Annotated in this window: 15 protein-coding genes; 12 read left to right on the forward strand and 3 right to left on the reverse strand. The window is 61.4% G+C overall.

The annotated features are described in order from the left end of the window. Positions 1 to 139: 139 nt before the first annotated feature. Positions 140 to 1,087 carry an AraC family transcriptional regulator gene (locus tag SH664x_RS00800; protein WP_437204181.1) on the forward strand — a complete coding sequence of 316 codons (948 nt, stop codon included), beginning with the start codon at positions 140 to 142 and terminating at the stop codon, positions 1,085 to 1,087. Between the two features lie 140 nt (positions 1,088 to 1,227). Here SH664x_RS00800 and lpxB read toward each other — a convergent pair whose 3' ends face one another. After that, positions 1,228 to 2,403 (reverse strand): lipid-A-disaccharide synthase, encoded by a 1,176-nt coding sequence (gene lpxB / locus SH664x_RS00805; protein WP_437204183.1) that lies wholly within the window; start codon positions 2,401 to 2,403, stop codon positions 1,228 to 1,230. 210 nt (positions 2,404 to 2,613) lie between these two features. Beyond that, a complete protein-coding gene (locus SH664x_RS00810) occupies positions 2,614 to 4,404 on the reverse strand; it encodes a hypothetical protein (RefSeq protein ID WP_437204185.1) in 1,791 nt (596 codons plus the stop codon). 235 nt (positions 4,405 to 4,639) lie between these two features. On the opposite strand from SH664x_RS00810, the gene SH664x_RS00815 reads away from it, so the two are divergent. The 8 genes from SH664x_RS00815 to SH664x_RS00850 all read left to right on the forward strand — a co-directional run bounded on the left by SH664x_RS00815 (position 4,640) and on the right by SH664x_RS00850 (position 14,445). Next, positions 4,640 to 5,818 (forward strand): S1C family serine protease, encoded by a 1,179-nt coding sequence (locus SH664x_RS00815; RefSeq protein WP_437204187.1) that lies wholly within the window; start codon positions 4,640 to 4,642, stop codon positions 5,816 to 5,818. Between the two features lie 148 nt (positions 5,819 to 5,966). Then, positions 5,967 to 7,505 (forward strand): YifB family Mg chelatase-like AAA ATPase, encoded by a 1,539-nt coding sequence (locus SH664x_RS00820; RefSeq protein WP_437204188.1) that lies wholly within the window; start codon positions 5,967 to 5,969, stop codon positions 7,503 to 7,505. A gap of 198 nt (positions 7,506 to 7,703) precedes the next feature. Further along, complete coding sequence (hisI, locus tag SH664x_RS00825; RefSeq protein ID WP_437204190.1) at positions 7,704 to 8,087, forward strand: phosphoribosyl-AMP cyclohydrolase; 384 nt, start codon at positions 7,704 to 7,706, stop codon at positions 8,085 to 8,087. Between the two features lie 227 nt (positions 8,088 to 8,314). Further along, entirely contained in the window at positions 8,315 to 9,193 is an 879-nt protein-coding gene (hisG, locus tag SH664x_RS00830) for an ATP phosphoribosyltransferase (RefSeq protein WP_437204192.1), read from the forward strand. 263 nt (positions 9,194 to 9,456) lie between these two features. Next, on the forward strand, positions 9,457 to 10,911 hold the full coding sequence (locus SH664x_RS00835) for a rhamnulokinase (protein ID WP_437204194.1): 1,455 nt from the start codon (positions 9,457 to 9,459) through the stop codon (positions 10,909 to 10,911). Positions 10,912 to 11,055: 144 nt separating this feature from the next. Continuing rightward, entirely contained in the window at positions 11,056 to 12,000 is a 945-nt protein-coding gene (gene ftsY, locus SH664x_RS00840; protein WP_437204196.1) for a signal recognition particle-docking protein FtsY, read from the forward strand. A gap of 23 nt (positions 12,001 to 12,023) precedes the next feature. Further along, the gene (locus SH664x_RS00845) at positions 12,024 to 13,154 is read left to right on the forward strand and encodes a hypothetical protein (protein WP_437204198.1); all 1,131 of its coding nucleotides are present in this window, start codon (positions 12,024 to 12,026) and stop codon (positions 13,152 to 13,154) included. A gap of 1 nt (position 13,155) precedes the next feature. Further along, the gene (locus tag SH664x_RS00850) at positions 13,156 to 14,445 is read left to right on the forward strand and encodes a DUF6754 domain-containing protein (protein WP_437204200.1); all 1,290 of its coding nucleotides are present in this window, start codon (positions 13,156 to 13,158) and stop codon (positions 14,443 to 14,445) included. Between the two features lie 45 nt (positions 14,446 to 14,490). On the opposite strand, the gene SH664x_RS00855 is transcribed toward SH664x_RS00850, so the two are convergent. Next, positions 14,491 to 14,772, reverse strand: a complete 282-nt coding sequence (locus tag SH664x_RS00855) for a PGPGW domain-containing protein (RefSeq protein WP_437204201.1) — start codon at positions 14,770 to 14,772, stop codon at positions 14,491 to 14,493. A 600-nt stretch (positions 14,773 to 15,372) separates the two neighbouring features. Here SH664x_RS00855 and pheT point away from each other — a divergent pair. The 3 genes from pheT to SH664x_RS00870 all read left to right on the forward strand — a co-directional run bounded on the left by pheT (position 15,373) and on the right by SH664x_RS00870 (position 19,683). Next, complete coding sequence (pheT, locus tag SH664x_RS00860) at positions 15,373 to 17,175, forward strand: phenylalanine--tRNA ligase subunit beta (protein WP_437204203.1); 1,803 nt, start codon at positions 15,373 to 15,375, stop codon at positions 17,173 to 17,175. A 42-nt stretch (positions 17,176 to 17,217) separates the two neighbouring features. Continuing rightward, positions 17,218 to 18,216 (forward strand): endonuclease/exonuclease/phosphatase family protein, encoded by a 999-nt coding sequence (locus SH664x_RS00865; protein WP_437204205.1) that lies wholly within the window; start codon positions 17,218 to 17,220, stop codon positions 18,214 to 18,216. A gap of 186 nt (positions 18,217 to 18,402) precedes the next feature. Next, complete coding sequence (locus SH664x_RS00870; RefSeq protein ID WP_437204207.1) at positions 18,403 to 19,683, forward strand: metallophosphoesterase family protein; 1,281 nt, start codon at positions 18,403 to 18,405, stop codon at positions 19,681 to 19,683. Positions 19,684 to 19,854 lie beyond the last annotated feature (171 nt).

Genomic DNA, 19,854 nt, shown 5'->3' on the forward strand with positions numbered 1-19,854 from the left:
CGCTCGCTCCTGATGGCCCCGGCATCTCGATGTGAACGGTTACTGATACTGAACGTCATTTTCCGCTGATGTGCAAAGGGTGGGGTTCGAAGTGATCGCCGACAAAACCACGTTACGAGAGAATGAAACGGAGTGTGGAATGAGCTTCAGCAGGCTGGCCGCAGCAGACACCGCACCAGACACCACTGAGCAATTTCGACTGAATGATCCGCTGTCTGCCGTGTTGAACCAGCTTCCGGTTCGATGTCAGATGACCGGAAAGCAGACGCTGCATGAACGCGAGCACGGCGAGCTGTTTCCCGAATTTCCCTGTTTTCAGTTTGTCACCGCCGGACAGGCCCTGTTCGCCCCGGAGAAAGATCGGCGGTTCCAGCTTCGGGTGGGGGATCTGCTGATTCTGCTGCGATCCCCCACGACCTCCCCGGGGGACAGCACATTGTTTGCACTGGAACCGGGAGAGATCTATTCCGGTCGGCTCGACTGCGCAGGTGATCGACTCCCGCCTTTGTTTGATGCTCTGCCGGCCGTGTTGCATGTCTCGGCACACGATCAGGCGGACCCGTTGAGCGGCCGGCTCCTGCAGGAAGCCCGCACGGCTTTGCAAAGCGAGCAGCCCGGGACCAGTGCCATCGTCAACCAGCTACTGTCGCTGGTGGTTCTGCAGTCGATCCGGATCAGTCTGCAGACTCTGTCTCCGCTGGAATCGGGCTGGATTCAGGGACTGCGTGATGCGGAACTCGGACCGATCTTCGCCTTGATGCTGCAATATCCGGAGCGGATCTGGACGATTGAATCGCTGGCTGCAGCGGGGCATCTTCCCCGGTCCACGTTTGCCCGCCGGTTCCGGCAGGTTGTCGGCGAGCCGCCGATGAATGTGCTGACGGTGATTCGCATGCAGACTGCCTGCCGGCTTCTGCAATCCTCCCTGGGACTCAAAGATGTGGCCCGACAGGCGGGCTATCGTTCACTCTCCGCTTTCTGCGCTGTCTTCCAGCGGTGGAGCGGATTGACGCCCCAGGCCTTCCGGAAGTCGCGACATCGGGACCAGGGAGAGGTAAGCGAACCGGCGCTGGCCGTCGTGAACTAGAGCGAGGCTCTCTCGTCTGCCCACGCGAACCGTGCGAATTCTCAAGCGATGTGCCCGCTGCTCGCAACCGGGGAACGAGCGGACGCGCGCGTCCATCTCGGCGGTCATTTCCCCTTGATCGTCGCCAGAGGGTCTGGTGGTCAGGCCGCCCGTCGGTGCTGTTGCTGTTTGTCTGTTGCCGTCAGCCGCTGCAGCAACACCTCCGCCGCACGGGCGACACCGCCGGTCGCCACGACGTCGTCGGCCAGCTGCGAGACCTCCTGCTGCACGTGGGCCAGCGCCTGGGGATCGCTCAGCCAATGGTCGAGTGTTTTGATCATCTGGCGGGTTGCGGAACGCTGCTTGTGCCAGAAGGGGAATTCCGGCATCACCACACGATCCGCAATCAGATTGGGGAGGGACATGTACTTGATCGTCCCCAGAAAAATCCCGATGCAGTAGATGAAGAGACCTGCCTTATACAGCACGACCGCCGGAGTTTTCCGGGCCAGCAGTTCGAGGCTGACCGATCCGGAGACCATCAGACAGCAGTCCGCGGCTTCGATCACTTCCGGAGTCCTGCTCAGATGCAGGTCGACTGGCAAATTCCCGCCATGTGCTGCGAGCAGCTGAGCGCAGCGGTCGTAGTGCCATTGCTTGAAGCAGGCGACAGGAAACCGGACGTCCGGATGTTTCCGGTGCAGCGCCTCGATGACCTGCAGCATGATCGGAAAGTTCCGTTCAACTTCCTGTTTGCGTGAGCCGGGAAGAATTCCGACGACGCGGTCCGTTCCGGCTTGAATCGCCCGGACGGCCTGCTGATCAAGGGGGTGGGCAGCCACTTCATCAAAGAAGGGATGGCCCACCAGCTCCACGTCGACGTTTCGGTTGCGGTACCAGTCCGCTTCGAACTTCAGGACCGACAGCACGCAGGTGACCCAGCGATGCACCTTGCGAATCCGCCAGGGAGCCCAGGCCCACAGCTGGGGAGGACAGTAGTAAAAGACAGGGACTCCGGCCCGCTTGGCCGCTTTGGCAATCCACCAGTTGAAGCCGGGGAAATCCACGAGCACCACGCCATCCGGCTTTTCTTTCAACAGAAAGGCCTCTGCCTCTTTATAGAGCCGCCAGAACGTTTTCAGCAGTGGCAACACGCCCGCCAGTCCCATCACCGCCAGATCGGTCAGCTGATACAGCCGGTCCTGTCCTGCGGCCGCCATTTCGGGCCCTCCGAAACCGGAGAGCCGGATTCCGGGATGGCGTTTCTTCAGCTGCTGCATGACCTGCGCAGCATGTTGGTCACCGCTTGGTTCACCCGCTGAGAAAAAGAGATGCATCGGCGTCCCTGCCAATTCTGTACGTGTTCTCGAACTCCATTTTGCTGCGGACCATAGCAGAACCGGCAGTCCGTGCCAGCAGCAATTTTCCGCGACGGGAGGTCGATTCGCCGGCTCCTCCGTCCCTTTGTGGGGACTTCGGTTTGCAATGTCCCGCAGGCTTGGGGAGAGTCTCTCCACAGCCACCCGAGGAGGTCTGTCGTCACTGCTCTATAGTTCGACTTCCACCAGTGTTTCGTACTCCCCGGAACTGTCGACTCTGGCAAAAACCGTTTCGCTGCCGGTATGCAGGCCAAGAACAGAACGGGGAAACCGGGGTGCTGCAAAGCTATGATACAACAGCCATTGCAGCTTTCCGATCCGAAGTCGGTGGCCGGCCGCGACGGTGGGATGGACGGAAACCCCATCTTCCGCGACGGTCAGCCGGGTCCATTCGACCGGGGCTTCGCGGCGCTTCGGGTTCCAGTCGAACAGAGTCGCGACGTACAAATTCGGGCCGCGCGCATTACTGGTGACCGTCAACAGCCGGTCACGGAGGCTCGTCTGCTCCTCGCTGCGGTGCACCTTCAGTTGTGGAGTGCTGAGCGGAAAGACCCGGACTCGTTGCTTCTCCTGAGTCAGGGCGAGTTCGCGGGTTTCACTGTCTTCTTCGTGCTGCCAGCCGGGGCAGAGGGGAACGGACCGTGAGAACTCCAGCAGGCCGGGCGATTCAGTCCGAATGGAGTCGGCCAGCAGCAGGACCGACTCACGCCGGAGCAGCAGCGCCTGGCGGATCATGCGGACCGACTCCCCTGATTTCTGCTCCAGTTCGATGAAGGAGGCCGACTTGTCGGCGTACCAGCAGACACAGGTCCAGTCCTCAACGATCGGGACGGTTTCATTGTCAATTTTGAGCGTATGCGACCAGTTCCCCCGGAACAGAGGATGGTCGGCAGCCACCAGATCCACCTCGGGCATCGACTGGTGATAGCGGACCAACAGCTGATCGGTCGATCCCCCGCCCGCATCGTGCAGCGTCGCCCATTCCGCCCAGTCGGACTGTCGCGAGAACGTATTCTTGTGCTTGCCGGCGGCGATCTGGCTCTGGGGACGCTCCTGTTCGAGAATGTGGCCGATCGAGCGGAGCATCTCTTCCGGGACGGCGGTCGAAGTCGCCTGAAACGGGAGGTGCGGCGTGCTCAGCAGCACCGCGGTCCGGCGAAAGAGGCCGGCAATCCGTTTCTCGGCCTTGTGTCCCCAGGGGCGTGCTTCGCAACTGGCCGCAAAGAGTTTGAGTCGGGCGAGCAGTGCCAGTGTCGGTACGACGTCAGCGAGAACCCGGGCGTGTGGCGTGCCGTCGCTGTCGGTCGCGGCATCGAGTGCGGGTAAAACTCCGTGGGCCGCCTTGCGTGACGCTTTGGAGAAGGCCTTCATCTCGCGGAACGTCTCACCGGCGAGCCAGAGAATTTCCAGCCGGTTCAGCCCTTCGAAGCCCGAGGGAGCTTCCTCTTTCGCCTGCGACACAGGCGAGATCAGACACGCTTCGAGTGTCCAGCGCCACAGCGACACGAGCGTCTGCGGATCGAGCCGGTTCACGGAGCTGCGCAGCATCCAGAGTGCTGCCAGCACGGTCTGAGGGTCAGGTGTCTCGCTCGTCTGGCCGGTGATGATCGCTTCGACGCGGCCGGAGAGTTCATCTTCGTTGAGGTCGGCATCAAACAGGCAATGCGCCAGCGAAGCGGGATCGATCTCACCTGAAAGCGCTTCTCCCGCTCGTGGCCAGAGACATTGCAGATGTTTCAACAGACGATTCCGCTTCCCTTTCTTCCAGCTCTGTTCCCGAAGGCCCGTCTGCAACGCCTCCGAAAATGCGCGCAGGTCGCCAGCTTGAGCCGCCAGCTTCAGTGCGGGTGGTGCCGATTTGCTGAAAACGAGGTGACTCAGCCACAAGGTGGAGGAAGCATCCGACGGAGGGCCGTGGGCGTCGGCCGGGAGTGGCAGGAGATTGACTGAGTCGTCCATATGCGAAGCTGCCTGTCGTGGTGGATCGCCGGGGCGCGGAAGATTGGAGCGGCACGCGCGAAGTGGGAACCTGTTGGATCAATTCGAGTGAATGGCGCCGGGAGGCTGCGAATCCCGGTGCAGGACACGGAAGACTCGCAGCAGGGGCCCCGGCAGAAACGTCTTGAGCGATCTGACCAGACGTTTTATATAGGGGGGGCAACCCGCGAAACAATGGAGTGCAAGGCAGAGTTTCATGCGATCGAACGTCATCTTCGCGCTGGTCCGGTTTCGGGTCGGCGCTCTGTTGCTGGGCCTGTTCTTCTCGCCTTTAACTGTTGTGGCGCAAGGGCCTACGTTTGGGACGTCAATGCGCGGAGCCCCGCCCATGTCCGCCCCGCAGCCTCAGGACATTCTGTTTCCACGGGGGGCCTACGACGCCCGGGGGCTGACCCCCGATGAAGCGATCAATGTCTCCGTCTACGAATTCTGCAATCGCGGCGTGGTGAATATTTCGACCGCCGGCGTTCCGGCCGGACGGTTTCTGATGATGCCCCTCGAAGGAGAGGGAAGCGGTTCCGGCGCCGTTCTCGATAAGCAGGGGCACATCCTGACGAACTACCACGTCATCGCCGGCGCCCGGCAGATCAACGTGACCCTGTTCAACGAAGAGACGGTCAGCGCCAAGCTGATCGGTGCCGATCCCGTCAACGACATCGCGGTGTTGAAGATCGACGCCCCCGAAGATCAGCTTTTCCCGCTCACGCTGGGAGATTCCGACCAGTTGAAAGTCGGAATGCGGGTCTTCGCCCTCGGCAATCCGTTCGGTCTTGAACGGAGCATGAGCCAAGGGATGATCTCCAGCCTGAACCGGACACTGGAGATCCAGAAGAACTGGGTGATCAAGTCGATCATTCAGATCGATGCCTCCATCAATCCGGGGAACTCGGGGGGGCCGCTGATCGACTCGAAGGGGAATCTGATCGGCATCAACACCGCCATTGCGAGTCGTGTCGAACAGAGTGCCGGCATCGGCTTTGCCATTCCGGTGAATCTTGTGCGACGCATTTTTCCCGAGCTGATTCAGTACGGCAAAGTGATTCGTGGTGACATTGGCATTACGCATGTGACCGTCGTCGAGAAGGGGCTGCGGGTCGCGCGGATGACTCCCGGTGGACCCGCGGAACGGGCGGGCATCAAGGGACCTGACATGATCCGCCGCGGGCTGGTCACCATCATCGATCGCTCCGTGGCGGATGTCATCGTTGCGGTCGACGGCAATCCGGTTGCGACCGCTGCGGAATTTCTGGGTTTCATTGAAAGCAAGAAGCCGGGGAACGTCGTCGAGTTGTCGGTGCTGCGGGCCGACAAGGTGATCAAGGTGAATGTCACCCTCGGAGGGGAACAAAGCGGGCCCGACGGCCTCAAGTTGTAGTTGCCTTGACGCGGCATCCCGCCGAGCCGTAACGATTCCTGAGGAATTCCTGCGGTGCGCTTGCGTCACGAAGGAGGGATCCAGACACTGCGCCAACATTTGTTCACCGGTTCGGGGCTCAGCGAATTTCCGGGTGCGAGGGCAAATCATGCTGGCGAAGCTGCAGACGTATTCCCTCTTTGGAATCGACGCCCGGCCGGTGGAGGCGGAGATCGATATCTCCCCGGCAGCTTTGCCGAAAACGATTCTGGTCGGGCTGGCGGAAGCGGCGGTCCGCGAGTGCGTGCATCGGATCGAGCGGGCGATCGTGAACTCCGGCTACACCCGGCCGATCGATCGCATTGTGATCAACCTCTCCCCCGCCGATCTGCCGAAAGAGGCACCCTCGTTTGATCTGCCGGTGGCGATCGGGGTTCTCGCAGCCAGTGGCCAGCTGCAGTCCGAACTGTTTCCGGCGTACGCGGCTGTGGGAGAACTGGCTCTCGACGGGACGGTGCGACCGGTGAAAGGGACGCTGTCGATGGCCCTGCAGGCCCGTCAGGATGGGCGTCGCGGTCTGCTGGTTCCCGCGGAGAATGCCCGGGAAGCGGCGGTGGTGGAAGGGATCGAAATCATCCCGGTGGGCTCGCTTGCCGAGGCGGTCGGCTTCTTTTCCGGAGAACTGGAGATCGACCCGGTTCCCTTCAGCTGGGATGAGGCTGTGCGGGAGTTGGCGGTCTATCCGGTCGACTATGCGGACGTCAAAGGGCAGGAGATGGCCAAGCGGGCGATTACGGTCGCGGCTGCGGGACGCCATCACATTCTGATGATCGGGGCGCCGGGGACCGGCAAAACCCTCCTCGCACAGCGGCTGGCGACAGTTCTGCCCGGACTTTCCGCCGAAGAGAGCCTGGAGACCACGCGGATTTACAGCGCGGTCGGTCGTCTGGCGGAACGTCAATCGCTGATGCTCACCCGTCCCTTCCGTTCGCCGCATCACACGATCAGTGAAGCGGGACTGGTCGGTGGGGGGAGTACTCCCGCACCCGGCGAAATCAGCCTCGCCCATCATGGAATTCTGTTTCTCGATGAATTGCCGGAGTTCAATCGCCGCACACTGGAAGTGCTGCGGCAGCCGCTGGAAGAGCATCGGGTCACGATCTCCCGGGCGATCGGCAGCCTCACGTTTCCGGCCAATCTCATGCTCGTGGCCGCCATGAATCCCTGCCCCTGCGGCTTCCGGGGAGACACCGCCCGACAGTGCAACTGCACACCGAATCAGATCGAACGTTATCTCGCCAAGATCAGCGGGCCGTTGCTCGACCGGATCGATATCCATATCGAAGTCCCCGCCGTTCCGTTTCGTGAACTCTCCAACGACCGGCCGGGGACCGACAGCCAGTCAATCCGCACTCAGGTGGTGCAGGCCCGGGCGATCCAGAAAGAGAGGTTCCGCGACCAACCCTCCGTGCAGAACGGGACGATGGGACCTCGACAGATTCGTCGCTACTGCAAGCTGGGAAATGAGACTGATGGTCTGCTGCAGTCGGCGATGGAAGAGATGGGACTCTCAGCACGGGCGCATGACAAAATTCTCCGTATCAGCCGCACGATTGCCGATCTCGCGGGGAGCGAACAGATTGAGGTTTCGCATCTGTCGGAGGCGATCAATTACAGAGCCCTCGATCGTCGGTACTGGTCGCATTGAGACAACGCCCGATTCCGAAGCGTTAATGTCGATGAACGAATCCAGAGCCCGATGCGTGAGTGTCGGTCTACTGGGCCCGCGCAGCAGAATTCTCCCCGTGTCAGACCGCGGACCGAACCTGCCGGGCGTTCTGGTGTCGTCTGCGGGATTGGCTGTTAAAATGAGCCTTTCGATTTTCTCCCAGACAGGTAGTGCAGCGTGAACGGTCCCGATTTTACAAAACACGAGTTGATTCCCGTCATCGCCCAGGATGCCGCCAGCGGCACCGTGCTGATGCTGGCCTACATGAACGAGACCGCATACCAGGAGACGCTGCAGACCGGCCGCGTCTGCTATTACAGCCGCAGCCGCAAAAAGTTGTGGCGAAAAGGGGAAGAGAGCGGCAACGTCCAGGTGCTCAAATCGCTGTATTTCGATTGCGACGCCGACACGCTGCTGGCCAAGGTCGAACAGATCGGTGGGGCTGCCTGCCACGAAGGCTATCAGAGCTGCTTCTTCCGGCGGATTGACCCTGCCACGGGGGACGTGACGACTGAAGGTGAACGAATCTTCGACCCGGCAGCGGTTTACGGGAAAAAGTAAGGGGTCCCGGCGCGATTCCGAGGGGGCACCCGATCGATGCGGAGTGCCTTGCATCAATCTCTGGGAATGCGATCCAGGAAATGCTCCTGCGGCGGGCGGTTTGTGCTCCTCAGTTGTGACAAAAATCGCCGCAACCCTCGCTGAGTGGCAGGCGGACACTTTTGAAGGGACCCGCCCGGTGACTACAGTGCGTTTTTCCAAACACGTGCGCGCCCGAGGATGATGTGATGTCTGGTCGAATTCTGAAACTGGGAATCCCTGCCGGCAGCCTGCAGGAAGCCACCGCCGAGCTGTTCCGCAAGGCCGGATACAAAATCACATTCTCTTCCCGGTCGTACTACCCGACGATCGACGACGATGAAATCGAGTGCCTGCTGATCCGGGCTCAGGAAATGGCCCGCTATGTGGAAGACGGCATTCTCGATGCCGGCATCACCGGACATGACTGGGTCGCCGAAACCCAGGCTGACGTGCACGAAGTCTGTGAGCTGATGTTTTCCCGTGTCAGCCGTCGGCCGGTCCGCTGGGTGCTCTGCGTTCCCGAGGATTCACCGGTCAAGACCGTCAAGGACCTGCAGGGGAAGCGGATCGCGACAGAAGCGGTCGGCCTGACCAGGGCCTACCTCGCGCGGCACGGTGTGACGGCGGAAGTCGAGTTCTCGTGGGGAGCGACCGAAGTGAAGCCCCCCCGTCTGGCCGATGCGATTGTCGAAATTACCGAAACCGGATCATCGCTGCGGGCGAACAACCTGCGGATTGTCGACGAAGTGATTCAGAGCACCACACGGCTGATTGCCAACAAGCAGTCGTGGGAAGATGAGTGGCTGCGGGCCAAGCTGGAAGGGGTTGCCCTGATGCTCAAGTCCTGTCTGGCTGCGGAAGGGAAGGTCGGCCTGATGATGAACATCCGGCGCAACGACCTGCCGACCATTCTGCGGGAGCTGCCGGCGCTCAAGGATCCGACGGTGGCGTCACTCTCCGATCCGGACTGGGTGGCGGTGAATACGATTCTCGATGAATCGATCGTCCGGACCATCGTGCCGAAGCTCAAAGCGGCCGGAGCCAACGGGATTGTCGAGTTCCCGATCAGCAAGATCATTGATTGATCACAGACTGAGTTTCGAATGGCGAGGACAGGTCGATTAAAATCCGACGCTGTGAGAGCAGGTTGCTCTTGCCAATGCCTGCGCAGCAAGCGTTGCGGAGGGTGAGCTGCTGACATCCGCCTGGCGAGGATGGGGCAATCAACAGTCAAAATGCTCGAGAGCGAATCTCAAAGACGCTTGGCCCTCTGCCGGTGGAAAACCAGGCGTTCAATCAAGGTTTGTCGCTGAAACGCCGCCACACTTCCCCGGGATCGGGGCTAGCGGTGGACCTGAATGTCGACGCCGGTCGCATTGTGGCGGGTCACTGGTCCGGCGATCAGCTACAGCTGACCGAATTGCACCGGTTTCCCATCTCTCCTGTCACGTGGAGGGGGACGCTGCGCTGGAATCTCCTCGGCATCTGGCAGGAAATTCAGATCGGGCTGGCGGCCGCCGCGCAGCAATTTGGAAAGCAGGTCACCTCGATCGGTGTGCAGTCATGGCATCGAGACTACGTGCTGTTGACCAGACAGGATGAGCGACTGGGAGAGGCCTGGAGTTTTGAAGACTCCCGCAGCAGTGGACTTCCCGCACACGCCGCGACACGTCTCAGCCAGCGTGACGTCGCCGCCACGACTGGGCGTGTCATTGATGAACGCAGCACGCTGTACCAGCTGATCGCCATGCAGTTGCGAGATCCTGAACTGCTGGAGCAGGCGCAGCGACTGTTGCTGCTGCCCGATTACTTCCATTGGCTGCTGTGCGGCAGCAAAGTTTCCGAGCTGACCAATGTGTCGGCGACCCAGTGTTTTCGCTGGCGGACCCGTGACTGGGCTCAGGACCTGCTGCGGCGTTTTGATCTGCCGACCCGCATTCTGCCCGAGATCGTTCCTCCGGGGACTCACCTCGGGTCGCTACGGAGTGAAGTTGCGCAGCAGGCGGGCGTGTCCCGGATAGACGTCATCACTCCAGTCACCTGGCGCACGGCCAGCGCCCTGCTGGCGACACCGACGGAACGAACGAATGTCCCCGGCTGGGCGGTCCTGCATTTCGACCAGCAGGCTGAACTGGCGCTGGAGATTGCGCAGCCAGTTGTCGGGGAGGAGACATTGAAGCCCGGCTGGTCTCATGCTGCGGGAGCGGATGGAAACTGGTGGTTGCACCGTCCGGTGACGGGACTCAGGGTCTGGAAGGCCGTTCATGAGGCGGTTTGTCAGGCGGAGAAAAAACCGACCGACAAACAGCTGGCCCGACAGATCGAAAAAGCGGCTCCGTGGTCGCAGCGAGTGACCGTGGCCGATCTTCGGGATGACGAATTTCCCCATCGGCTGCAGGCGCTGCGAGAGCAGCCTGACCCGGGTCCGGTCTTGCGCAGCCTGCTGGAAACACTGGCGTTTGAAGTGCGAAGGGGGCTGCAGCAACTGGAAAAAATAGCGGGGATCCAGATCGGGGAATTGCACGTGATCGGCCCGGGAGCAGAACTGCCGTTCCTCGGGCCGCTGCTGGCGAACGGGACGGGACGAACCGTCTTTCTCGGACCTGCCGAGGCAGCGGCCTTCGGATGTTGCCTCATGCAGGCGCGGGCGAGTGGACTGATTCCCTCGGTCGAGGAATTGCGACAGGTGGTTCGACGCTCGGCTCCTCCGCTCCTCTTCACCGGGCTGAGCACTTCCGGGCTGGAGGAAGCCTGGACCCGCTACCGGGCAGCGGCTGATGCGCTGGACGTCGGCCGCCCGTGAATGGGCGGTGTCGACAACGAGGAAAGGCGGCGGGGTTTTTTCCCTTCCATTCAATGCTATGCTGTCAGCTGCAGCCTTCCGGTTTCGATGCGGAACCTGATGTGGTGACAAGGCGGTTTTCAAATTTGGTTGAACAGGTTCGCAATGGGCTTTTTTGATTCACTCAAGTCGGCACTCAAGAAGACCAAAGATGTTCTGCGTACCGACGTGCGCGACTTGCTCAAGACCGGTGAGATTCTCGACGAGCAGAAGCTGGAAGAGTTTTACCGCGGGTTGATCACCACCGACATGGGGGTGGCCGCCGCCACCGAAGTGGTCGATCAGCTGCGTAAGGAATTCGGCGGACGAACCGTGATTCCCGACAAAATCTGGGAAGTGGTCCGCAGTAAACTGAAAGAGATTCTCAAGGGGGGCAATCAGCCGACATGGTCTCCCGAACAGCCCTTGTCACCGCTGAGTCTGGCGTCGAGCGGTCCGACCGTCATTCTGGTGTCCGGAGTGAACGGGGTGGGCAAGACAACATCGATCGCGAAGCTCGCGAATCTGCTGCACAAGGCAGGACGAAAGGTGGTGCTGGCTGCGGGGGACACGTTTCGGGCGGCGGCAGTCGATCAGCTGACGATGTGGAGCAAGCGCATCGGCTGCGAAATTGTGATCAAACCGCCGAAGACCGATCCGGCGGCGGTGGCGTTTGAAGGCTGTGATCAGGCGGCCAATCAGGGGGCGGATTTCGCGATTATCGACACGGCCGGTCGGCTGCAGACGCAGCAGAATCTGATGCAGGAACTGGAGAAGATTCACCGGGTGATCTCCAAGCGGATCGAAGGGGCTCCTCACGAAAGCCTGCTCGTGCTCGATGCGACCACCGGTCAGAACGGGATCAGCCAGGCGGCCAAGTTCAGTGAAGCAGCCCACTGCACCGGCATCATTCTGACGAAGCTCGACGGGACCGCCAAAGGGGGCGTGGTCATCGCCATTCGTCAGAAGATGGGAATTCCCGTGAAGTATGTCGGTGTGGGAGAAAAGCTGGATGACCTGCAGGTCTTCTCGGCCGACGACTTCGTGAACGCGCTCTTTTCGGACGTCTGACCTCGACCTCTGACAGATCGTTGATGATGGCCCAAGCATACACACCGGGTTTGCAGATCAAGGAGCGGACGCGCTATCGGGCGCAGCGGCTCCTCCCCATTTCCGGTGACGTGCTGGTGCAGGTTGGGGATGTGGTCCGCGCGGATCAGATCGTGGCCCGCACCGAACAGCCGGGGAATCTCTATCCGCTCAACGTCGCGAATCTGCTCTCGATCGTCCCGGCAGACGTTCCTGCGTGCATGCTGAAACAGGTGGGAGATAAGGTGGCTTCCGGAGAACCGTTGGCGATCTCGCGCGGGATCTTCGGCATGTTCCGACAGACAGCGTTTGCCTCGGCGGATGCGGTGGTGGAGTCGATTTCGGAGGTGACCGGGCAGGTCATCCTGCGCGGGGCTGCACTCCCCGTGCAGGTGGATGCTTTTGTCTCCGGAAAAGTGGTCGAGGTGCTTCCCGGTGAAGGGGTGGTGGTCGAAACCACGGCCGCCTTCCTGCAAGGAATTTTCGGTGTCGGCGGCGAGCAGCAGGGGGCGCTGCAGGTCGTCACAGAGCATCCCGATCAGGACTTCGAACCGCAGTTGCTGCAGCCCGGATACGCCGGGCAGATTATCGTGGGCGGCGGGCGGCTGCATGGGGCGACCGTGCGTCGTGCGCAGGAACTCGGCGTTCACGCGCTGATTGCCGGAGGAATCGACGATCAGGAGCTCAAAGAGATTCTCGGCTACGACCTGGGGGTGGCCATCACCGGTTCGGAGAAAATCGGCCTGACGATCATCATCACCGAGGGCTTCGGCCAGATTGCGATGGCTGGCCGCACGTTTTCCTTGCTTCGATCCCTGCAGGGAAAAGCGGCTTCGGTGAATGGGGCCACACAAATTCGTGCGGGTGTCATGCGGCCGGAAATCGTGATTCCTCTTCCCGGGGAAGTCGATGTGGCCGATACTGCTGCCAAAGTTGGAGGAGGAATTCTGCGGATCGGCTCGCATGTCCGGCTGATTCGCGACCCTTATTTTGGTGAACTGGGTGTCGTTGCGTCGTTGCCGTCTGAGCCGCAGCTACTCGCTTCGGGGTCCAAAGCCCGTGTCCTGCAGGTGAAATGTTCCTCCGGAAAAGAGGTCATTGTTCCTCGTGCCAACGTCGAACTGGTCGGAGACTGAAATGGCGGATCCATTCCGAAAGCCGTTTGCCCTGCTGCTGGTGACGGCAGTCTGCGGGATCTGTCTGTTCTCAGACCTGACGACCAGCATCTCCGCAGCGCCGCCGCTCCCACCGCTGTCGGTCCGGGCCTGGGCACCTGACTTCGATAATGGCTCGCGTCTGAAGGTAGAGATCGAATTGCCGGAGCAGGCCGAAGTCGCTCCGGGGTCTATCCCGATCCGGTATGTGGTGCAGCGGTCGGGAGAGGAGGTCGGGCTGTATGATGAGGAACTGATTGCGACTCCGACTCCTCGGGACCTGCGCGACGGCACGCTGCAGGTGGTGCTGGAAAAATGCATCCGCGGCGAGCCGTATTGGATTCGCGTCGCCGCCATCAACGGCGACGATGAGAAATCTGCGTACGTGATGCCGACGACGGGATTACCCGTGCGAACGTATCGCTCGTGGTTTGATGGGAGCCGCTTCTGGATGCTGATCGTCACGCTGGCGGTGTGCGGCGGGATTGTGGCTTATATTCTGATAGCCCGCAGCGGACAGAAGCTGTATGTCCGTCCGATCGCGGGGCTGGATGCCATTGAAGAGGCGGTGGGGCGGGCGACGGAGATGGGCCGCTCCTGCCTGTTCGTTCCCGGCATTCAGGACATGAACGAGGTGCAGACGATCGCCGGGCTGACGATTCTTTCCCGCGTCGCGGAACGGGCAGCCGAGTATGATTGCCGCATCGAAACGCCGACCTCCCGGTCGCTGGTGATGACGGCCGCCCGGGACATTGTCGAGACGGCCTACCTGACCGCCGGCCGACCCGATGCCTATAACCCTGATGACGTGTATTACGTGACCGATGAGCAGTTCGCCTACGTCTCGGCCGTCACCGGCAAGATGGTGCGGGAAAAACCGGCGGCCTGCTTTTATCTGGGGTCCTTCTACGCGGAATCCCTGATTCTGGCCGAAACCGGGAACGCCATCGGCGCGATTCAGATCGCCGGGACCGCTCAGCCGGCACAGCTTCCGTTTTTCGTGGCGGCCTGTGACTACACGCTGATCGGCGAAGAGTTTTTCGCTGCCAGTGCCTACCTGTCGAAAGATCCGGACCAGCTCGGCAGCCTCAAGGGGCAGGACTTCGGCAAGATCATTCTGGCCGCCCTGCTGTTCATCGGCCTGACGCTCGTGACGCTGGCCGATCTCGCCAACGCCCGCGCTGCGCAAGACCCGTTTGCCGCCCGTGTCGCACCCGCCCTGGAAGATGCCTCCGCCTATTTTCAGGACAGCGTGTTGAGCGCCGGGGGATAAAGCCGATTCCTCTTGCCCCGCTTCTCGCAGCTGCAAGCCGCGGCATCAGCGATCGGGGTCGTCGACCGGTTCGGCTTTCGACCCTGCGTCGTCATGATCCGGGAATTGCAGCGGGGGCTGGTTTCGCTGCTGCCGGACCCAGTTGATCGTTTTGCGGAGGGTGGGCTGGGACAGGATCAGACAGAGGAGTCGCCGCTTCCCCGGGAAGTCCAGCAGCGAAATTCCCAGCAGCAGCACCAGCATCCCCGGGCCGGGACTGAGGAGGAGGGGAATTCCCGCAGCCAGCAGCGCCAGTCCGATCAGGTTCTTGAGGATGAACCGGATCATGCGCCAGACCGGGTGTCGGCTCGTGTGGTCGCTGGGTGGGCGCACAAAAAAATCGGCCGGGAGGCGGGCCACGACCCAGGCCCCCAGCCAGGCTCCGCCGATACTCGCGACCGCACTCAGGACGCCGACCAGCCAATACGTTTCAACCAGTTCCAGTACGATGCGAAATCCCTTTTTGCGTTCTCTCTGCTGCGGCAGCAGGCAGCTCGATCCTGATTCTGCCCGGCGTGCGTTGGATTCGGCAACTGCACAAATCCGCGTGGCGAGTCCGGGACGATGGAATATCAGAATCCTCTCGCGAGTTCATCCGGACCGGTCCCATCTCCCGGACCGGGATGGGAGATGAATCCCGCTCAGGCATGGCTGCATCAAAATCCCGACACCGCTATTCTATCGTTTCTGCGGATTTGCAAAGGTCGCTTGTGGCGAAACCCGCCTGTTTTGCCAGACCTGCGAAACCGCTGGTGAAGTGGGCCGTTGCGGTCGGAGGAGAAGTCTCCAGACCATCCCGCTGCGGCGACGTTCACGACAGGTCACTCCCTGTCGTTGCTGCGGCGGAACCAGTTCCGCAAAGGTGAGTTGTCCTGAGAGGAAGTTGCAGTGCCGATTATCAGTGTCGAAGGTGATGTGCTCAACGGGTTGCTGGGCCGGACGTATCCGGTTGAGGAACTGGCAGAGGCGCTGGAGCAGATCGGCTGCGATGTAGACGACGTCCTCGATGTTGACCGATACCGGTGTCCGCGCTGCGAGCATGCCGTGGAGGCTTCGCTCGGCGCGGAAGTGACCAATCGCTGCAACTGGTGCGAATACGAACAGGCAGCGAGCTTTCCCAAAATCGGCCGCAGCACGGTGATTCGTCTCGACCTGCTGGCCGCGCGGCCCGACCTCTTCGACGTGGGAGGGATTGCTCGTGCTCTCAAGGGATACCTCGGACAAGTCGAAGGCTTGCCGGAATACGCAGTTTCACCCGGACCCGTAGAGGTGATCGTCGATCCTTCCGTGGCGGGGGCGGATTGTCAGCGGCCTTTCATTCGCTGTGCGGTGATTGAGCTTCCGCCGGTGGATGACATGCTGCTGGTGTCGTTGATGAAGCTGCAGGAAGCCCTGCACTGGGGGGTGGGGCGGGACCGCAAACTCGCTTCGATCGGTGTGTATGACCTCGACACGATTACGTCGCCGGTCAGCTACACGACACTCGATCCGGTGGTCGACAGCTTCGAGCCGCTGGGGCGTCCCGGAGAACGGATGACCGGTCAGGAAATTCTGGAGAAGCATCCCAAGGGGATCGCCTACGCCCGTCTGCTGGCCGATCATCGACGTTACCCGGTGCTGAAAGACGCCCAGGGACAAGTGCTGTCGATGCCGCCGATCATCAACAGCGAATCGACCAAGGTGAAACTGGGGTCACAGCGTCTGTTTGTGGATGTGACCGGGCCGAGTCTGGCAGCGGTGGTCAAGTCATTGGATACATTTGTTTCCTCGCTGGTGGAACTCGGCGGGACGGTGAAGTCGGTCCAGATCCGCGAAGCGGACGGCAGCACGCGGACTTCGCCCGACCTGAGTCCGCGCGAGATGGAGATCGACCTCGAAGCGGCGAAACGCTGGCTCGGCTTGCCGCTCGATGGCGATTCGCTGGTCAAGGCACTGCGGAGGATGCGGCTGGACGCCGCTGCGGTCGAAAGTTCCTCAAGCCGATATCGGGTCCGCTTTCCAGCGCTGCGGACCGACTTCAAGCATATGGTCGACGTCTTTGAAGACCTCGCGATCGGCTATGGCTACAAGAACATTCAGCCCCGTTATGTGGGACAGGCGACCACTGGTGAGGCCCGTCCGGAAGAAGACCGCAGTGATCTGGTCCGCAGCGTGATGCTCGGCCTCGGTTACTCCGAGATCATGAGTCTGCCGATGACGACGGAGGAACTCCACTACGAGCGTTTCCGTCTGCCGGTTCCCGAGCACTATGCCCGGATCGGAAATCCGAAGCTCAAGGCGCTGACGGTGGTCCGGTCGCATCTGCTGTCCGGACTGCTGGAGCACCTGCGTGAAAATCGCCGGGCGCCGCTGCCGTTGCGGTTCTTCGAACTCGATAACGTCACCATCCTCGATGCGAACGCCGAGACCGGTGCCCGCGAAGAACGGCATCTGGCGATCGTCGACATGGGCCGCGAGGCGAGTTATGCCTCGATTCGGTCCGTCGTCGATGCGCTGCTGTTCGAACTGGGCCTCGAAGGGACCTTTGCCCCCATCGACAGCCCGATGTTCATTCCCGGCCGCGGTGCCTCGCTCTCCACCGACGGAGAGATCAGCGGCCTGTTGGGAGAAATGCATCCCGAGGGGATTCTGAACTTCGGTCTTGATCACCCGGTGGCAATGGCCGATCTGAAAATCATGGCGGTTCGCTGAGTCCCCGATGGCCCTGTCGGACGGGTCAATGTGAAAGATGTCATGACTGAATCGTCCGAAGCGGCTGCCGGGATAACTGCACAGCCACGTCGATCATTGTTCCGGAACGTCCTTTGGTGGGGAACCGCTGCGGTCCTGGGACTCGGACTGGCTGTCCGGCTGACGGTCTGTGATGCGGTGCTCGTGGCGTCGACGATCTTCTATGCCACGCCGTTACCCGTTCTGACGGCGGGGGCAGCGTTCCTGCTCTTGCTGGATGGAGTGTGGGGGCCGCGTCGTCGCGCGCTGTTCTGGTTGGCGGTGGTGCTGGCCCTCGGATTCTGGACGTACCGCAAGGATTGGCGCTGGCCGCCGGTGGAGGTAGTGGCTTCCCGTCCCGCCGGGGAGAGTGCGCACGAACACGAAACTCTGAAACTCCTCTTCTGGAATGTCGCCCGCAGGGAAAATCTTGAGCCGGCAGCGGAGTACATCCGGCAGAGCGACGCCGACATCGTGGGGCTTGTCGAGGCTTCGGGGGACCCGCAGGTCCTCAAGCAGTTCTGGCGCGAGCAACTGCCGGAATACGATGTGACAAATGCCGGAGGCGGGATGTATTACCTCGCCAAGGGGACCAGCGGGGAGGTGACAGGTGAAAAGATTGCGTGGGAATCGAACCTGCGGCAGCTGCGGATCACGGTGAGAGGGGTGGAATACCACTGCTTCATCGCGGACCTCGGCGCTCACATTCATCGCTTGCGAAAGACCGGTCTCGAGGGGGTGGCGAAGTTCGCGGACGAACATCCCTCCGAACGGGTTCTGGTGATGGGAGATTTCAACACGCCACCCGACTCACCGCAGTTTGCCCGGTTGCGACAGCACCATCGGTTGCTCTTCGAAGTGGTCGGCGATGGTTACGCACCCACCTGGCCGGTCCCGCTTCCGGTGTTGCAGCTTGACCAGATCTGGGTCAATCAGCACCTGCAGCCGGTTCTCTGCTGGCACGGGTTCTCCTCCGCCTCTGACCATCGGCCGGTGCACGCCATTGTCCGGACCCAGCGCTGAGCGACACCCGCGACCGACGTCAGGACTTGAGCCGGCATTCGTCCGAAATTCGGATTTTGCAGCATTTACAAAGTGGCCTTTGCGCAATGCCGCAATCTGGGTAGACTTCGGGTGGAGCCGTAAGGCTGGGGAGCAGATTGCCCCCGCTGAATTGGATGATGTCTGGCAGCAGGAAAGGATTCCTACATGTCGCGCCTGGGATTTCGCTTCGTTCACGCGACTTGCCTCTGCCTCGATGAACCGCTCGTCGGTACCGGCCCTCTTTCGCCGGAAGAGCGTGAAATTGCAGAAGATGCGACGTTCCGTGCCTGGGATGGCATCGTGGAGACCTGCATCGCCGCGCAGGTGGAATTTCTGCTGCTGACCGGAAACAGCTTCAACTCCAAAGTGAACAGTCTGCGAGCCCGCGTCGCCCTGGAAAAAGGCTTCGAAAAGCTCGCAGCCCACGATATTTCCGTCTTTATCGCCGCCGGATCGCTCGATCCACTCTCCTCCTGGAGGCGGGGAGTGCATCTCCCGCCCAATGTGACCTTGCTGGCCGACGAAGATCAGGAGCCGGTCGCCGTGATGCGGGATCAGCGGGTGCTGGCCTCGATTTCCGTTCTCGCCACCCCCTTTGGTGACCCGCATCGGATTCACGCGAATGGCGCAGCGACCGCGAGCCGGCACCAGACCCCGTTCCGGATCGGGCTGGTGGCAGCGGGGACCGGAATCACGTTCGAACAGGGACAATGGCAGGCTCCCGCGTCGGCGGAAGCGGCGATTCGACTCGCGATTGAACAGCAGACCGACTACATCGCCATCGGGGAAGGGAACCCGGCGACCGAATATTTTGCAACGGGTCTGATGCATGACCCGGGCTGTGCGCAGGCACTCTCCGGACAGGTGACCGGCTCGCGCGGCTGTACGGTGGTCGATGTTTCGGCGACGGGAAGCGTCACGCTGGATGCGGTGGCGATCGCTCCGGTCCGCTGGGAACGCATCGAGCTCACGGTCGATCGCCACAGCAACTGGACTGACCTCGCCGAGAAAATGGCGCTCGCGGTGATGGAGCGGGCCGCCGACAACGACGAGAAAATGTGGATCGTCAACTGGCGAATCAATGGTGAGGGGACCGTCTACGATGCGCTCGCGGAAGCCGGTCCGCAGCAGGAACTCTGGACACTGCTGCAGAAAGAGCTGACCGGCGAAACGGAAGTCCGGCGTGTCTTCCGGATCGAACGGGCCACGCACCGGCAGCCGGACCCCAAAGCTCCGCATGTGCAGTCGACCGGACTGCTGCAGGAGTTTCAGAGGCTGCTGGAGGAATCACAGGATCATCTGGTCGAGCGGGTTCGGCGCGAACTGGCGGATCTGGACTGGATGAAGAGTGCGGAAGCCAAAGTGGTCCGGGAGACGTTACAGCATCTTCCGGGAGGAGCCATCTCGCGCAGGGCCCGGGCTCTGGCTGCCGAATGGCTGGACTGAAAAGGTGCTCCACGGGGGGAGCAAGATAGCGGGACGATGCGGGAAACTGAGATGCGGCAGATCTGTCGAAACGGATTTGACAGCGGAATTGAAACAGGCTTCGGCAGGTGGCCGAAGCGAATGACGTCGGTTTGATCGACGTGAATCAGATTGCGTCATTCACGGAGGACG

The organism is Planctomicrobium aquicomposti, assembly GCF_051466325.1.
Classification (GTDB): Bacteria; Planctomycetota; Planctomycetia; order Planctomycetales; family Planctomycetaceae; genus Planctomicrobium.

What these genes read in the sequence shown, in the direction of transcription:
- SH664x_RS00810 (WP_437204185.1), bottom strand. Translation starts at nt 4,404, where the DNA reads ATGGACGACTCAGTCAATCTCCTGCCACTCCCGGCCGACGCCCACGGC.
- SH664x_RS00815 (WP_437204187.1), top strand. Translation starts at nt 4,640, where the DNA reads ATGCGATCGAACGTCATCTTCGCGCTGGTCCGGTTTCGGGTCGGCGCT.
- SH664x_RS00800 (WP_437204181.1), top strand. Translation starts at nt 140, where the DNA reads ATGAGCTTCAGCAGGCTGGCCGCAGCAGACACCGCACCAGACACCACT.
- SH664x_RS00820 (WP_437204188.1), top strand. Translation starts at nt 5,967, where the DNA reads ATGCTGGCGAAGCTGCAGACGTATTCCCTCTTTGGAATCGACGCCCGG.
- SH664x_RS00870 (WP_437204207.1), top strand. Translation starts at nt 18,403, where the DNA reads ATGTCGCGCCTGGGATTTCGCTTCGTTCACGCGACTTGCCTCTGCCTC.
- SH664x_RS00865 (WP_437204205.1), top strand. Translation starts at nt 17,218, where the DNA reads ATGACTGAATCGTCCGAAGCGGCTGCCGGGATAACTGCACAGCCACGT.
- hisG (WP_437204192.1), top strand. Translation starts at nt 8,315, where the DNA reads ATGTCTGGTCGAATTCTGAAACTGGGAATCCCTGCCGGCAGCCTGCAG.
- lpxB (WP_437204183.1), bottom strand. Translation starts at nt 2,403, where the DNA reads ATGCATCTCTTTTTCTCAGCGGGTGAACCAAGCGGTGACCAACATGCT.
- SH664x_RS00845 (WP_437204198.1), top strand. Translation starts at nt 12,024, where the DNA reads ATGATGGCCCAAGCATACACACCGGGTTTGCAGATCAAGGAGCGGACG.
- ftsY (WP_437204196.1), top strand. Translation starts at nt 11,056, where the DNA reads ATGGGCTTTTTTGATTCACTCAAGTCGGCACTCAAGAAGACCAAAGAT.
- SH664x_RS00850 (WP_437204200.1), top strand. Translation starts at nt 13,156, where the DNA reads ATGGCGGATCCATTCCGAAAGCCGTTTGCCCTGCTGCTGGTGACGGCA.
- SH664x_RS00855 (WP_437204201.1), bottom strand. Translation starts at nt 14,772, where the DNA reads ATGATCCGGTTCATCCTCAAGAACCTGATCGGACTGGCGCTGCTGGCT.